This is a genomic window from Parapusillimonas sp. JC17, assembly GCF_052180245.1.
In the GTDB taxonomy this organism is placed as follows: domain Bacteria; phylum Pseudomonadota; class Gammaproteobacteria; order Burkholderiales; family Burkholderiaceae_B; genus Parapusillimonas.
The window spans coordinates 2,918,261-2,933,493 of the sequence record NZ_CP197474.1; the positions used below are offsets into that span (position 1 = coordinate 2,918,261).

At 61.2% G+C, this 15,233-nt stretch carries 16 protein-coding genes; 6 read left to right on the forward strand and 10 right to left on the reverse strand.

From position 1 onward, the window contains the following. Positions 1-29: 29 nt before the first annotated feature. Positions 30-1,217: an alanine transaminase gene (gene alaC / locus ACSBPU_RS14050; protein WP_442592690.1), complete on the reverse strand. Its 1,188-nt coding sequence runs from the start codon at positions 1,215-1,217 to the stop codon at positions 30-32. Between the two features lie 160 nt (positions 1,218-1,377). Between alaC and ACSBPU_RS14055 the strand changes: the two genes are divergently transcribed. The 4 genes from ACSBPU_RS14055 to pdxA all read left to right on the forward strand — a co-directional run bounded on the left by ACSBPU_RS14055 (position 1,378) and on the right by pdxA (position 5,087). Continuing rightward, positions 1,378-1,827, forward strand: a complete 450-nt coding sequence (locus ACSBPU_RS14055; RefSeq protein WP_442592691.1) for an Mth938-like domain-containing protein — start codon at positions 1,378-1,380, stop codon at positions 1,825-1,827. Further along, the gene (locus ACSBPU_RS14060; protein ID WP_442592692.1) at positions 1,824-2,297 is read left to right on the forward strand and encodes a peroxiredoxin; all 474 of its coding nucleotides are present in this window, start codon (positions 1,824-1,826) and stop codon (positions 2,295-2,297) included. The genes ACSBPU_RS14055 and ACSBPU_RS14060 overlap by 4 nt, the downstream gene beginning before the upstream one ends. A 115-nt stretch (positions 2,298-2,412) precedes the next feature. Continuing rightward, positions 2,413-4,098, forward strand: a complete 1,686-nt coding sequence (locus tag ACSBPU_RS14065; protein WP_442592693.1) for a PhoH family protein — start codon at positions 2,413-2,415, stop codon at positions 4,096-4,098. 2 nt (positions 4,099-4,100) lie between these two features. Then, positions 4,101-5,087, forward strand: coding sequence for a 4-hydroxythreonine-4-phosphate dehydrogenase PdxA (gene pdxA / locus ACSBPU_RS14070; protein ID WP_442592694.1), 987 nt, complete (start codon positions 4,101-4,103; stop codon positions 5,085-5,087). Positions 5,088-5,139: 52 nt separating this feature from the next. Here the strand turns inward: pdxA and ACSBPU_RS14075 are convergent, their stop codons facing one another. The 5 genes from ACSBPU_RS14075 to rpsF all read right to left on the reverse strand — a co-directional run bounded on the left by ACSBPU_RS14075 (position 5,140) and on the right by rpsF (position 8,195). Then, positions 5,140-6,507 carry a replicative DNA helicase gene (locus ACSBPU_RS14075; protein ID WP_180068425.1) on the reverse strand — a complete coding sequence of 456 codons (1,368 nt, stop codon included), beginning with the start codon at positions 6,505-6,507 and terminating at the stop codon, positions 5,140-5,142. A 134-nt stretch (positions 6,508-6,641) separates the two neighbouring features. Then, positions 6,642-7,097: a 50S ribosomal protein L9 gene (rplI, locus tag ACSBPU_RS14080; RefSeq protein ID WP_442592695.1), complete on the reverse strand. Its 456-nt coding sequence runs from the start codon at positions 7,095-7,097 to the stop codon at positions 6,642-6,644. A gap of 16 nt (positions 7,098-7,113) precedes the next feature. Further along, positions 7,114-7,386, reverse strand: coding sequence for a 30S ribosomal protein S18 (gene rpsR, locus ACSBPU_RS14085; protein ID WP_180068302.1), 273 nt, complete (start codon positions 7,384-7,386; stop codon positions 7,114-7,116). A gap of 94 nt (positions 7,387-7,480) precedes the next feature. Continuing rightward, positions 7,481-7,798, reverse strand: a complete 318-nt coding sequence (priB, locus tag ACSBPU_RS14090) for a primosomal replication protein N (protein ID WP_180068300.1) — start codon at positions 7,796-7,798, stop codon at positions 7,481-7,483. Between the two features lie 19 nt (positions 7,799-7,817). Then, complete coding sequence (gene rpsF, locus ACSBPU_RS14095; protein WP_180068298.1) at positions 7,818-8,195, reverse strand: 30S ribosomal protein S6; 378 nt, start codon at positions 8,193-8,195, stop codon at positions 7,818-7,820. A gap of 337 nt (positions 8,196-8,532) precedes the next feature. On the opposite strand from rpsF, the gene ACSBPU_RS14100 reads away from it, so the two are divergent. Both ACSBPU_RS14100 and ACSBPU_RS14105 read left to right on the forward strand, forming a co-directional pair. Further along, entirely contained in the window at positions 8,533-9,684 is a 1,152-nt protein-coding gene (locus ACSBPU_RS14100; protein ID WP_442592696.1) for a hypothetical protein, read from the forward strand. Positions 9,685-9,696: 12 nt separating this feature from the next. Next, positions 9,697-10,767 carry a hypothetical protein gene (locus tag ACSBPU_RS14105; RefSeq protein ID WP_442592697.1) on the forward strand — a complete coding sequence of 357 codons (1,071 nt, stop codon included), beginning with the start codon at positions 9,697-9,699 and terminating at the stop codon, positions 10,765-10,767. A 99-nt stretch (positions 10,768-10,866) separates the two neighbouring features. Here the strand turns inward: ACSBPU_RS14105 and folE2 are convergent, their stop codons facing one another. From folE2 to ACSBPU_RS14125, 4 genes are all read right to left on the reverse strand, one after another. Next, positions 10,867-11,676, reverse strand: coding sequence for a GTP cyclohydrolase FolE2 (gene folE2, locus ACSBPU_RS14110; RefSeq protein ID WP_442592698.1), 810 nt, complete (start codon positions 11,674-11,676; stop codon positions 10,867-10,869). A 154-nt stretch (positions 11,677-11,830) separates the two neighbouring features. Beyond that, positions 11,831-13,726: a 1-deoxy-D-xylulose-5-phosphate synthase gene (gene dxs / locus ACSBPU_RS14115; protein ID WP_442592699.1), complete on the reverse strand. Its 1,896-nt coding sequence runs from the start codon at positions 13,724-13,726 to the stop codon at positions 11,831-11,833. A gap of 73 nt (positions 13,727-13,799) precedes the next feature. Beyond that, a complete protein-coding gene (locus ACSBPU_RS14120; protein ID WP_442592700.1) occupies positions 13,800-14,714 on the reverse strand; it encodes a polyprenyl synthetase family protein in 915 nt (304 codons plus the stop codon). Positions 14,715-14,716: 2 nt separating this feature from the next. After that, the gene (locus ACSBPU_RS14125; protein ID WP_180068423.1) at positions 14,717-14,986 is read right to left on the reverse strand and encodes an exodeoxyribonuclease VII small subunit; all 270 of its coding nucleotides are present in this window, start codon (positions 14,984-14,986) and stop codon (positions 14,717-14,719) included. Positions 14,987-15,233 lie beyond the last annotated feature (247 nt).

Sequence of the window (15,233 nt, forward strand, 5' to 3'; positions counted from 1 at the left end):
ATTGTAGCCAAGGGATGCGTTCAGCATGCTCACTTGCCCACGCCGTCTTTGCGGAACATGTCCTTGATGCCGCGCACCGCTTGCCGGATGCGCTGCTCGTTTTCGATCAGGGCGAAGCGCACATAGTCGTCGCCGTATTCGCCAAAGCCCACGCCAGGCGACACGGCCACTTTGGCATCGGCCAGCAGGCGCTTGGAAAATTCCAGCGAGCCCATGCCCTTGTAAAAGTCGGGTATTTTGGCCCAGATGTACATGGACGCCTTCGGGATATCGACAGGCCAGCCTGCTTCGTGCAGGCCCTTGGCCAAAACGTCGCGCCGGATCCGGTATTGCTCCACCACTTCCGCCACGCAATCCTGCGGACCTTCGAGCGCTGCAATGGAGGCAACCTGGATGGGCGTGAACGTGCCATAGTCGTGGTAGCTCTTGATGCGCGCCAGCGCATTGACCAGTTCCTGGTTGCCCACCATGAAGCCCACCCGCCATCCCGCCATGTTGTAGCTCTTGCTCATGGTGAAGAACTCGACCGCCACGTCGCGCGCCCCTTCCACCTGCATGATGGAGGGCGCGACATAGCCGTCGAAGGTGATGTCCGCATAGGCCAGATCGTGCACCACGAGAATGTTGTGTTCGCGCGCCAGCGCGACGATGCGCTCGAAGAACGACAGGTCGACGCACTGGGCCGTGGGATTGCTGGGAAAACCCAGGATCATCATCTTGGGCTTGGGAATGCTCTCGCGCACGGCACGCTCGATTTCCTCGAAGAAGTCCAGGCCCGGGGTCATGGGCACCGAGCGGATGTTCGCGCCGGCGATCACGGCGCCGTAGATATGGATGGGATAGCTCGGGTTGGGCACGAGCACCGTATCGCCGCGATCCAGGGTGGCAAGCATGAGATGGGCCAGGCCTTCCTTGGAACCTATCGTGACGATGGCCTCGGTATCGGGATTGATCTGCACGCCATAGCGCCGTTCGTACCAACCCGAAATGGCCTTGCGCAGCCGCGGTATGCCCTTGGAAACGGAGTAGCCGTGCGTATCGGGCCGGGTGGCCGCCTCAACGAGCTTGTCGACGATATGCTTGGGCGTGGCCCCGTCCGGATTGCCCATCGACATGTCGATGATGTCCTCGCCGCGCCGTCGCGCCGCCATCTTGAGTTCGCCGGTTATATTGAACACGTAGGGCGGCAGGCGCTCTATGCGAGGAAAGTTCGTCATGATGGTCCTTGGGTCAAAGAGACGGAATAGTGGAATGTGCAGCGCAACAAAAGTAAGTAATCTATCGCAAGCCGTCGCCTGCGGCAAATGGCGAACAAGTGTAATCCATCCTATGAAAACAAGCTTTGCGCTATCATCAAGTTGACTTCGGGAGTAACCAGTGCAATTGCAAAGCGAATCCAACCCCGCCCTCAATACCGTGACGGCATTCCGGGACGACCACATCGAGATCAACGAAACACCTTATGCGCATGCCGTGTACTTCGCCCCCGAAGGGGAAATACACGAATGGAAAGTATCTTCTGCCGCCGACATCACCACGGCGGACTTGCGGGCCATCGCAGGCCTGAAAGAGGAAAAACGCGATCCCATGGCGTTCCTGGACAATGCTGCGGCGCCACAAAAACCGGCCGGCGCCCCCGAGGTCATTCTGATCGGCACCGGGCACAAGCAGTACCTGCTTCCCGCACGCGTGACCGCCCCCCTTTTGAACATGGGCATAGGAATAGAATCCATGAGCACCCAGGCAGCCGCCCGGACCTACAATATTCTGATGTCCGAAGGGCGGCGCGTGGTCGTAGCCCTTCTTCCCTACAAGGAGTCCGCATGAGCCAAGCCACCGTCGGCAAGCCCATACCCGAGTTCACCGCCGCCAGCACCCAGGGGGAAGTCAGCGCCCACGGCTTGCGCGGCCATCTCACGGTGCTGTACTTCTATCCCAAAGACAACACGCCCGGCTGCACGACCCAGGCGCAGGGATTCCGTGATCGCTACCAGGATTTCGTCGACGCCGGATGCCAGATCATCGGCGTATCGCGCGACTCCCTGAAGTCCCACGCCGGCTTCACCGAGAAGCAGTCGCTTCCCTTCCCCTTGATCGCCGACGAAGATGAAAGCCTGTGCCAGCTCTTCGGCGTCATGAAAATGAAAAACATGTACGGTAAACAAGTGCGAGGCATCGAGCGCAGCACGTTTCTCATCGACGAGGACGGCGTGCTGCAGCGCGAATGGCGAGGCCTTCGGGTACCGGGCCATGTCGACGATGTCCTGCAGGCGGTACAAACGGCGGCCAGCAGCTAGGGCCTGTTCGCAGCCGGTGGGTCAGACCCCGTACGGGGTCTGACCCCGCCTCCGGCGTTAACAGGCAATAGCCCGCCACGCAGATCCACGTAAATTTTCAGGAGCTCAGAACCCTATGCCGCTACCCAAGTTGCCAACAAGCATGGGCGCCACGGTTGCCATCATGAACCCAGAACCGCCCACTGCCACCACGACCAAGGCAACTGTATCCCGGACGGCAAGCAAGACAGCGGCCCCCGCAAAAGCCGCCCGGCAGGCGGATGCGCCTGCCCTCAAAGCGCCCGGAATCCAGCCGTCCGCCAAGACGGTCGCCAAGGAACCAGAAGAAGTCGCCCCAACCGTCCCCGTGCCTGTCGCGCAAGCACGCACTCCCGCCAAAAAGAGGCGCCTGGCAGCCTCCAAGCGCAAACTGTTCGTCCTGGATACCAACGTCCTGCTGCACGACTCGAATTCGCTTTTCAAGTTCGAGGAACACGATATCTTCCTGCCCATGATGGTCCTGGAAGAACTCGACCACCAAAAGAAGGGCATGTCGGAAGTGGCGCGCAACGCCCGGCAGGTCAGCCGCTCTCTCGATGGCCTGGTCAGCGGTACGCAAAATCTGGAAGCCGGCGTGGAACTCGATGCGCTGGGCAATGCGGAAGCCCTCGGGCAATTGCACTTCCAGACGACCGCGCTCGAAACCAGGCTGCCCATCGAGCTGCCTCTGGGCAAGGCCGACAACGCCATTCTCGGCGTGGTGCACGCCCTGCACCAGATCCACGCCAAACGCGAAGTCATCCTGGTGTCCAAAGACATCAACATGAGGCTGAAGGCGCGCTCGCTGGGCCTGGAAGCCGAGGACTACCTGAATGACCACGTGCTGGACGACTCCGATCTGCTTTACGACGGTGTCATGCCCCTGCCGGAAAACTTCTGGCTCAAGCATGGCAAGGACGTCGAATCCTGGCAGCAGGGCGGCACCACCTACTACCGCATCCGCGGCCCCCTGTGCTCGGAATTCATCGTCAATGAATTCGTCTATTTCGATGGCGATCTTCCGCTTCAGGCCCAGGTCAAGGAAGTCAGCGGCAAGAGCGCGGTCCTGGCCACGTTGCGGGACTATAGCCACGGGAAGAACAATGTCTGGGGCATCACGGCACGGAATCGCGAACAGAATTTCGCGCTCAACCTGCTCATGAACCCCGATTGCGACTTCGTCTCGCTCCTGGGCCAGGCCGGCACGGGCAAGACGCTGCTGGCGCTGGCCAGCGCGCTTACCCAGACGCTGGAAACCAAGCGCTACAACGAAATCATCATCACGCGCGCCACGGTGCCCGTCGGCGACGATATCGGGTTCCTGCCGGGCACCGAGGAAGAAAAAATGCTGCCCTGGATGGGCGCGCTCGAAGACAACCTGGAAGTGCTTCACCTAGGCTCGGGCAACTCGGAACTCTCCACCGGCAGCGGCGGACAGGACTGGCCCAAGAACTCCACCATGGAGCTCATCCGATCGCGCATCAAGGTGAAGTCGCTCAACTTCATGCGAGGCCGGACTTTCCTCAACAAGTTCCTAATCATCGACGAAGCGCAGAACCTCACGCCCAAGCAAATGAAGACGCTGGTTACGCGGGCCGGTCCCGGAACCAAAATCGTCTGCCTCGGCAATATCGCCCAGATCGACACGCCCTACCTGACCGAAGGCAGTTCGGGCCTGACTTACGTGGTGGATCGCTTCAAGGGCTGGCCGCATGCGGGCCACATCACCTTGCAGCGCGGCGAGCGTTCGCGGCTTGCCGACTACGCAAGCGAGGCGCTCTGACGATGGCCCCGCCCCGCCAGCCGATCGGCATCACCATGGGCGATGCCGCCGGCATAGGCCCCGAGATCATCGTCAAGCTGTTCGAAGGCGGCTTGCCCTACCCCGCCGTCGTCTATGGCGATGCGGGTGTGCTCGACGCCGCCATCGCGCGGCTGGGGATGGCGGATCACCTGCGGGTACAGCTCGTCAGCGAACCGGATGTAGCGGCTGCCGGCCACGGCGCGATACGGGTGCTGAATCGCTGGCAGGCCCTTCCGCCCGATCTTCAACCGGGCATCCCCGACCCGCTTGCGGGACGCGCGGCTTATGAATTTCTTTGCTACGCCATCGACGACGCGCTGGCCGGCAAGCTGCGCGCCATCGTCACGGCCCCGCTCAACAAGAAGACCATGCAAGCGGGCGGCGCCGACTATCCGGGCCATACGGAAATCCTGGCCGAGCGCAGCGGCACGCAGCACTACGCCATGATGCTGGCCAACCAGGAATTGCGCGTAATCCTGGTGACGATACACGTGGCCTTGCGGCAAGTCAGCGAACTCATCACCGTCGACAACGAGCTTCAGACCATACGGCTCGCGCATGATGCCTGCCGGCGGGCCGGCATCCAGGCGCCCCGCGTCGCGGTCGCCGGCCTCAATCCTCACGCGGGGGAAGACGGCCGGTTCGGCAGGGAAGACATCGACGTCATCGCCCCTGCGATCCAGCAAGCCCGCGCGGAAGGCATCGATGCCAGCGGGCCCTGGCCGGGCGACACGGTCTTCATGCGCGCCCGGCGCGGCGAGTTCGACATCGTGGTGGCGCAATACCATGACCAGGGCCTGATCCCGGTCAAGTACCTGGGCGTCGATGAAGGCGTGAACGTCACGGTGGGCTTGCCCTTCGTGCGGACCAGCGTCGATCATGGCACGGCGTTCGACATCGCGGGACAAGGCATTGCCGACCCGGGGTCCCTGCGGGCGGCATATGAGCTTGCGCTCGACATGACTTAGGGGTCAGACCCCATTCGGGGTCTGACCCCCCTTCTTCTGACCCCCCTTCTTATCAGCCGCCCATGCCCGAGGTAAAGTTCAGGAAGCGGGTGCTTGAGCCCTGGAAGGTCAGCCGCACGGTGCCGATGGGGCCGTTACGCTGCTTGCCGATGATGATCTCGGCGGAGCCTTTGTCGGGCGAGTCGGGGTTGTAGACCTCGTCGCGATAGATGAACAGGATCAAGTCGGCGTCCTGCTCGATGGCGCCCGATTCGCGCAGATCGCTCATCACCGGGCGCTTGTTCGGACGCTGCTCCAGGCTTCGGTTCAGCTGCGACAACGCAATGAGGGGGCAGTTCAGCTCCTTGGCCAGGCCTTTCAGCGAGCGGCTGATTTCCGAAATTTCGGTCGCCCGGTTTTCCCCGGCCGAGTTCGCGGACATGAGCTGCATGTAGTCGATGATGATCAGGCCCAGTTGGCCGCACTGGCGCGCCAGGCGCCTGGACCGTGCCCGGACCTCCATGGACGAGAGCGCCGGGGTTTCATCGATATAGATCTGGGCTTCCTGCACTTGCTGCACGGCATGGGTCAAGCGAGGCCAGTCGTCGGCGGTCAGCTTGCCCGTACGCATGCGGTGCTGGTCCAGCATGCCCACCGAGCCGACCATGCGCATGGCCAGTTGCACCGCGCCCATTTCCATGGAAAACACCGCTACGGGCAGGCCCTGCTCGATCGCCACGTGTTCGCCGATGTTCATGGAGAACGAGGTCTTGCCCATGGACGGCCGGCCCGCAACGATGACAAGATCGCCCGGCTGCAAGCCCGAGGTCATGCGGTCGAGATCGGCGAACCCCGTTGGCACCCCCGTGATGTCGGAGTCGCCCTCGCGGTGATAGAGCTCGTCGATGCGTTCCACCACTTGCGTCAACAGGGGCTGGATGTCCTGGAAGCCGGTGGCGCCGCGGGCGCCCTCCTGTGCAATCTGGAATACGCGGGATTCGGCCTCGTCCAGCAATTGCCGGGCTTCCTTGCCCTGCGGGTTGAACGCTGCCGCGGCGATTTCATCGGCCACCGACACCAGTTTGCGCAGCATGGAGCGTTCGCGGACGATCTCGGCGTAGCGGCGGATGTTGGCCGCCGAGGGCGTGTTGTGGGCCAGGGCGTTCAGGTAGGACAGCCCCCCGACCTCTTCGGCCTTGCCGGCGCTGGCCAGCGACTCGTTCACCGTTACCACGTCGGCCGGCCTTGCCAGGCCGATCAGGCGGGTAATGTGATGCCAGATGATCTTGTGGTCGAAGCGATAGAAGTCGTCTTCGTTCAGGACATCGGTAACGCGGTCGAATGCACTGTTGTCCAGCAACAGACCGCCCAGCACGGACTGCTCGGCCTCGACCGAATGCGGAGGCACGCGCAGATACTCGAGCTGCGGATCGTTGGTCATCTTCTTGCTGTCCACTTCAGGCTCCGGCAAATACAGAAAACAAATGAAAAAAGCCGGCAAAGGCCGGCTTTTCTTGTTGCAGCCGCGGCACGGCCTTCAAGTGAAGGAATGTACCACGGGGAGCGAACGGCCTATCAGGCCATTTCGCCCTGGACTACAACGGTGATGTCCGTCACCACGTCGGCGTGCAGCGCGACCTGGATGGGGTATTCGCCCACGGCCTTCAGTGCGCCGTCGGGCAGACGGACCTGCGTCTTCTCGACGCCGGCAAAGCCCGCCTGAACCAGCGCCGAAGCGATGTCCATGGTCGTGACCGAACCGAACAGACGGCCATCGACACCCGCTTTTTGCGAAATGGTGATGGTTTGGCCGTTCAGCTTCTCGCCGACCGATTGGGCCGCGGCCAGTTTCTCGGCCTGGACTTTTTCGAGCTCGGCGCGACGGGCTTCGAATTCTTTGAGCGCGGCATCGGTCGCACGGCGGGCGATGCGCTGGGGGATCAGGTAATTGCGGGCGTAGCCGTCGCGAACACGCACGACGTCACCGAGGTTACCCAGATTGACGACTTTTTCGAGCAGAATCACTTGCATGACGATAGGCCTCGGATTAGTTGTGGTTGTCAGTGTAAGGCAACAGGGCCAGGAAGCGCGCGCGCTTGATGGCGGTGTCGAGCTGACGCTGGTAGTGGGCCTTGGTGCCGGTCAAACGTGCAGGAATGATCTTGCCGTTTTCCTGGATGAAATCACGCAGGGTGTCCAGATCCTTGTAGTCGATTTCGTCGACGTTCGCTGCCGTGAAGCGGCAGAACTTGCGACGCTTGAACAGCGGGTTCTGTTGGGTGAACTTGCGTTTTTCCTTGCCTTTCTTGAAGTAAGCCATAATGTGCCTCTTTAGTGCCCGGACCGAGCCGGACTGTATATTCGATGCGCCTGGCGTAATCGCCCCTGCGCTACTGATTTGCCGTGAATACCCGCTAGACGACAGCGCTTGCACCGCCGGAAAAAACCCGACTCGCCTGCTGTATATGCAACACCAGCTTGCTTGATCCCTTGCGCGAGGGGGCCAGAAAGCCCTGTATCGACAAGGAAGCCCCCAAGGGGGTGTCGGCCAGCAATAAAGCGATGTCTCCGAGAGCGATGGCCGAAAGAACCATTTCGACGCGGCGCGCGTGGCCGGCCTCTTGGACTTCCGATTCGTGTTCCAGCATCATTTCGACTGCCGGCAAGCCGGCCGGGGTATACCTGAGCGGCTGGACTTCGAGGGCCGTCGCAGTCAGAACGAGCTGGTTCACATCGCTTCCGGGAACCGGATTATTCCGACTGGTTCGCTGCCGCCGCTTCGGCGCTGGCCTTGCGGGCCTCTTCGCGCTCGACCGACTTCATCATGACCGAAGGCGTCGTGTGAGCTTTCTTGGTCTTGATGACGAGGTGACGCAGGATGGCATCGTTGTAACGGAACGAATGCTCAAGCTCATCGAGAGCCGCTTGGCCGCACTCGATGTTAAAGCACACGTAGTGCGCCTTGACGAGCTTCTGGATGGGATATGCCAATTGACGGCGGCCCCAGTCTTCCAGGCGATGAACCTGGCCACCATTGCTGGTGACGACGCCTTGATAGCGCTCGATCATGGCGGGCACTTGCTCGCTTTGATCGGGATGCACGATAAACACTACTTCGTAGTGGCGCATAAATAACACTCCTTGTGGATGGCTTCCGGCAAAAAGAAAATGCCGAAAGGGTCAGCCCGCCGCGTTTGGCAACCAGTCTGGCAACCAATTTGGCAACCAAAACGGGTCGAGCAAGAAACCAGCAATATTAGCATTTTTAAGGACTTGGATGCAAGAAGCTTTGGGCGCCGTGGGGTCAGACCCCGTACGGGGTCTGACCCCTCAAGGTTCTGTTTCCCGTACGGGGTCTGACCCCTCAAAGGTTCTTGTTTCCTTAAGATCATTGTTGTTACAATTGCCTCCAGCCTGCTTTACGGCAGCCTAGAACCGTAACCGTCCACATCAAGAAAGCCTTCACATGAAAAAAGTCGCTACTGCACTGATCGTGCTCACGTCGGCCATCTCCCTTGCTGGATGTTCGGACGGCGGCAGCTCGGCAGGCACCGCCACCGCCCCCGACGTAGCCGTCGAAGACGGCCCCGCTTACTTCTACGGCCCCAAGAACCTGGCTGTTCACAAGGTGGCCGGCGTTCCCGACACCCTGTTGCGCATTCTCAACAAGGACGACACGCTGACCACCTGCGAGGTGGACGAGTCGGGCGACCTTGACGATTGCGACATCCAGGAACTGGATGCCGACGTCGTGCACCAGATGGTGGTGAACCCGCGCACCGGTTCTGTGTACTTCCTGCAAGACGATGCCGATTCCGTACTCGTCTGCGACGGCGCCAAGGGTGCACTTTCATCCTGCGCCCCGGCGGAAGGCGGCGGCAATTTCAAGGATCCGTCATCCTTGGCCCTGAATGCCTCCGGCACGGTAGCCTATGCCACCAATGAGGACAACACGCTGACGGTCTGCCAGGTTCTGGGCGACGGCACTTTCAGCAGCTGCGCGGTAACGGACGCCAACGGCACCCTCGATACTCCCGTCGAGGTCGGCCTTGCAGCCGGCGAGTACGGTACCCATGCCTACTTCCTGAACGGCGAAATCAAATCCACGATCACCGCCTGCACGCTGGCGCCCAATGGCATGCCCAGCACCTGCCAGGCACAAAACAACGATCTGTTCAGCGCTCCCACGACGATCGCATTTTCGCCCAATGGCAAATATGCCTATGTCGGCAACCTCGACAACAGCGTGACGATCTGCCAGATCGGAAACGATGCCTCTCTTTCGTCCTGCCACGCGGTGCACGCCGGCGAACAAGAGCTTTTCGATGGGATCCAGAAAATCGCAGCCGATTCGTCCAATGCCAACATCTATGTGGCCAATGCCCGCAGCGGCCGCATCACGCATTGCAAGCTCACGGGCGGCGGCGCCGGTTTCGCCGACTGCGCGCCCTACCGCATCGACGGTTTTGAAGTCACGACGGACCTTGCGCTGTATGAAGTCACAGGATCCTCGTCCCTGTTTCTGACGAGCCTGGCCAATGACTCCGTATTCGGCTGCCCGCTACAGCCCAACGGCGGCTTCGGCGAAAGCTGCATCAGCACCCGCTTCATGGAGTAACAGGAAATGCTCATGTCCTCTTTCCATATGTCTTCAATAACGAATCCGGTGCAGAACATGATCCGACTATTCCTGATCGCCTGCCTTTTGCCGCTGTCGCTGCTTCCCGCCATGGCCAAAGGCGACACGCTCTATTACAACATCGCCCATGCAATCAACCATTCCCAGTACATCGACTGGGCCGCACAAGAAGGCGCCAACGCGATCGAAGCGGACTTGCGCTTCACCAACGACGGAATGGTCGACAAATTCCAGCATGGTACGCCTTGCGAATGCAGCTTCATCCCGCTCGTCGGCGGACGCCTCTTCTGGAAGGAGACAGGAATCTGCGGCCACATGATCCGTGAAAAGCCGACCTTCGTGCCCGACAGGGCGACGGGAGCATCGGAAACGATCCGATCCAGCAAAGACGCCTGCATGGTTCACGAGACAGCTCAGGGCTATCTGAACACCCTCGCGAGCCACCCTTCCCCGATCGCCCTGTTCATCGTCGACAGCAAAGTCGGGTCCAGCGTCGCCAAGAACGATACCGCGAAATCAACGGCCGGGCGTAATGTCATCGCAACTCTCGTCACGCAGCTGTTCGACAAAAACTACAAGGGAAAAGTGATCGTCAGCGTGGACAAGACCGAGCATAAAGCCTATATCCGGGCCGCTGCCGCCGCCGCTGCAGGAACGAAGTATGCAAATCGCATCTACTTCAGCTTCGACGACACCGACAGGCCCGGCCCATCGTCATCATTACTTTGGTTTGTGAAGCAAAACCCGGTGGATGCCACCATTGAACTGTTGAACAGCTACGCAAAGGGCAAGGCAGTGTACGGGAACGGCATCACCGCCAACGCGTTCGTCGTTGGCGGCTTTACCGATACGTTCAAGCGCAGTGTGTCGGCCGAAAGAAATGGCGACGTCCGCCTGAACTACATCTGGACACTGGATAGCCGCAGCTCGATGCAAGACTACCTGGCTCTGGGTGTCCGTGGGATCATGACCAACAATCCCGGCACCATGCTGGAAGCCTTGCAGCCATATGTGGCCCCAGGCAAGGGCGGACGCCTGGCCCGCCCCGAGGACCCGCTCTAAGCACTAGAACAAGGGGTCTGACCCAAAGGGTCAGACCCCTGAATCGGCCGCGCCGCGATGGATTTGGGGTCAGACCCCGTACGGGGTCTGACCCCGGTTTCAGCCTTCTACGACTGCGTAGGCGGAATGGTTGTGTATGGATTCGAAGTTCTCGGCCACGACCCGGAAGCGCTGCATGCCGGCCACCTGCTGGAGCCGTTCGGCAACGTCGCGGACCAGGTCTTCGACGAATTTCGGATTTTCGTAAGCGCGCTCGGTGACGAATTTTTCGTCGGTGCGCTTCAGCAGCCCCCAGAGTTCGCAGGATGCCTCGCTTTCGACATCGCGAATCAGTGCTTCGGGATCTGCCAGGCCTGCATCGCTGTACACCACGGTAGCCGTGACATGGGAGCGCTGGTTGTGAGCGCCATATTCCGAGATGGCTTTGGAGCACGGGCACAAACTGGTCACGGGCACCAGTACCGACAATTCGAATTCGACGGAATCCGGATTCCTTCCGACGCGGGCGGTCCAGGTCAGTTCGTAGTCCATGAGGCTGGCCACGCCCGAGACCGGCGCCACCTTGTTCATGAAATAAGGAAAGGATGCCGTCATGTCGCCGCGCTCGGCGTTGAGCAGCGGCAGCATCTTGCGGGCCATGTCGCAAAACAGGGCCGGCGTCATGGGGGTCTGGCGATGCTCTTCGAGCAAGGCCACGAAACGCGACATATGCGTGCCTTTTTCCTGCGGAGGCAACGCAACGGTGAGCTCCCAGTTGGCGACGGTAGGCATGGCCGGCCCGTTCTGCACGGCAAGCAGCATGGGATGGCGCACGCCCTTGACACCCACCCGCTGGATCGCAATGTGACGTGTATCGAGACTGCTCTGGACGTCGGGCATGGCGACAACGGGATCAATCAGTGTATTCATGTAAACGAAACCTCTGTAACACCGCTTGGCGAGTGCGGCGTAAATTACGGTTAACGAACCATTATGCGGCACATAGGCGTCGATTAACCCTATAACCACAATGGTATTAGGGCTTGTCGACGCCGGGCACGCGACGGCATGGGCTCCTGGCTATCTATGCACCGCTGCTCAAAGACCTTTCATGCTCTTCATCTTCATTGAACATGTCGGCAAAATGAGAGCGCACGGAAGCCTGAATGCCATCGGCATCCAGGCCGAGCCCGGCAAGAATGGCAGCCTGCTCGCCGTGGTCGATGAAACGGTCCGGCAAGCCCAGCTGCAAGACAGGCCGGTCGATGCGGCTGCGGCTAAAGAACTCCAGCACGGCGCTGCCCGCACCTCCCATGATGGAGCCCTCTTCAATGGTAACAAAAGCCGCGTGCGACTGGGCCAGTTCCTGAAGCAGGGCTTCGTCCAGGGGCTTCACGAAACGCATGTCGACCAGCGTGGCATCGAGCGCATCGGCGGCCTTTCCCGCAGCGCAGGCCAAGGTGCCGAATGCCAGGATGGCGACGCGGCGACCTTGGCGCCGAACCACGGCCTTGCCTAAGACTACCGTGGCCAGGCCATCGGCAACAGCCGCTCCGGCACCGCTTCCGCGTGGATACCGGACTGCGGCGGGCCCGCAATGCTGGTAACAGGTGCTCAGCAGGAGCCTGGCTTCGTTTTCGTCGGACGGCGTCGCGACCACCATGTTTGGTACGCAGCGCAAATACGCGATGTCGTAGTTGCCGGCATGAGTGGCGCCGTCCGCGCCCACGATGCCGGCCCGGTCGAGCGCAAAGGTGACGTCGAGGTCCTGCAGGGCCACGTCGTGGATGAGCTGGTCGTAGGCGCGCTGCAGAAAGGTGGAATAGATGGCGACGACCGGCTTCTGCCCCTCGCATGCCAGGCCCGCGGCGAAGGTCACCGCATGCTGCTCGGCGATGCCGACATCGAAGTAGCGCGCCGGAAAGCGCTGTTCGAACTCGACCATGCCGCTGCCTTCGCGCATGGCCGGCGTAATGCCGATGAGGCGCGCATCGGACTGCGCCATATCGCATAGCCAGCGCCCGAAAACCTGAGTAAACGTCTGTTTGGCGGGCGCCTTCGGCTTTTGTATGCCCACGCTGGGATCGAACTTGCCCGGGCCGTGATAAAGCACCGGATCGGCTTCCGCCAGCTTGTAGCCCTGGCCTTTGCGCGTCACTACGTGCAGGAACTGGGCGCCGCCGAGAGCCTTCAGATTCTCGAGCGTGGGAATCAGCGCATCGAGATCGTGGCCGTCGATGGGGCCGACATAATTAAAACCCAGCTCTTCGAACAAGGTGGCCGGCGACACCAAGCCTTTCGCATGGCCTTCGACCCGTCTTGCAAATTCGAGCATGGGCGGCATGTGCTGCAGCACCGCCCGGCCCACATTCTTGGCGGCGGCATAGAATCCTCCGGACATCAGGCGCGCCAGATAGCGGTTCAGCGCCCCCACCGGCGGCGAGATCGACATATCGTTGTCGTTCAGGATCACCAGGGTATTGATACCCGGCGTGACGCCCGCGTTGTTGAGCGCCTCGAATGCCATGCCCGCGGTCATCGCGCCGTCGCCGATCACGGCGATGTGCTGGCGGTCGCGCTTGGCATTGCGCGAGGCGACCGCCATGCCAAGCACAGCGGAGATCGATGTGGAAGAGTGCGCGGTGCCGAACGCGTCGTACTCGGATTCGCTGCGCTTGGGAAACCCTGAAATGCCCCCATGCTGGCGCAGCGTGGACATCTGCTCGCGCCGGCCCGTCAGGATCTTATGCGGATAGGACTGGTGCCCGACGTCCCACACGATGCGGTCGTCCGGCGTATTGAAGACGTAATGCAGGGCGATGGTGAGCTCTATGGTGCCCAGATTGGAAGACAGATGGCCACCGGTCCTGGAGACCGATTGCAGGACGAATTCCCGCAACTGTGTCGCGATGTCATCGAGCTCGGACCGCTCCAGCTTGCGCAAATCGGCTGGTGTTTTGATGTTTTCTAGGGAAGCCATACAAATCAATGTGTTCAGTCAACCGGCATTTTAAGCTGCATACCGCCAGCCCGGATAGAACAGGACGTTACCGTCAACGGTCGCGTCCTACGATGTAGTCTGCGATGCTGGCCAGATGCGCCGCCGACGGGCCCAGCGGCAGCAAGGCGGCATGTGCCTGGGCATGCAAGGAATGCAGCAATTCGCGCGACCCGTCCATACCCATGATGGAAACATAGGTGGGCTTGTTCCCGGCGGCGTCCTTGCCGGCCGTCTTGCCCAGCGTAGCGGTGTCCGCCGTAACGTCCAGTATATCGTCCACCACCTGGAACGCCAGCCCGATGGCGGCCGCATAGGCTTCTAGGCCCTGCCTTGCCGCCGAGCCGGCGCCTGCGACGATCCCCCCCAGCAAAACGCTGGCTTCCAGCATGGCGCCGGTCTTCATGCTGTGCATTTCCTTGAGCTGGTCCCCCGTGAGGGAGAGCCCCACGCTTTCGCAATCGATGGCCTGCCCGCCGACCATGCCCAGGCTGCCCGCCGAACGCGCCAGCAATTGAGTGGCCTGCACGATGAGCGCCGGCGCAATCGGCATCAGCCCGAGAAGCTCGAATGCCAGCGGCTGCAGCGCATCGCCCGCCAGCATGGCATTGGCTACGCCGAACTTCACATGCGTCGTCGGGCGGCCGCGCCGGAGTTCGTCGTCGTCCATGCAGGGCAAATCGTCGTGCACGAGCGAATAGGCATGGATGAGTTCGACCGCGGCCGCGGCGTGATCCAGCGCGATTTCCTGTGGAGCCGCGGCGGTGCCGGACTGCAGCGAAGCTTCGCCGGCTGCGTAGACCAAGGCTGCCCTGACCCGCTTGCCGCCGCCCAGTACCGCGTAGCGCATGGCTTCGTGCAGGGTGGACGGAACAGTCGTTGCGGGCGGCAGGAACTGATCGAGAACGGTTTCGATATGTTGCACGCGCTCTTCGAGCCAGGCCGGAAAGTCGATGGTATGACGCCCCATGGCTATTCCTGGTCGCCGGAAAGGTCGTCCAGCGGTTTGAGAAGATTGTCTTGCAATACCTTGACCTGCTGCTCCGCGCGATCGAGCCTGCGCTGGCAGATCTTCACCAGCTCTACGCCCCGCTCGTAGGCGGACAAGGATTGATCGAGTGCGAGCGATCCGTTTTCCATCTGGGCGACCAATGCCTCGAGCTGCGCCAGGGCGGTCTCGAAATCCTGCGGCAGCTCGCCCGCGTTGCGCTCCGCCGCGCCGGTGTCTGAAGGTGTGCCCATATCAGTGTGGTTCATGAACGTTTCCAATAAGCTTGCGCCTGCGGCGCCCCGCCTTGCTTGGCGGTCCTGGTACAAATTGTACGGGAAGCCGCGCCGAAGCGCCGAATGGAGGGGTCGGACCCCATGCGGGGTCTGACCCCGTATGCGAGCTGAGGCGGTGTGGGGGTCAGGCCCCGCATGGGGTCCGACCCCTCCCCGGCCCTTGGAACAGCATACTAGGTCTTGTTTTATAAGAAGAAATTTAAGG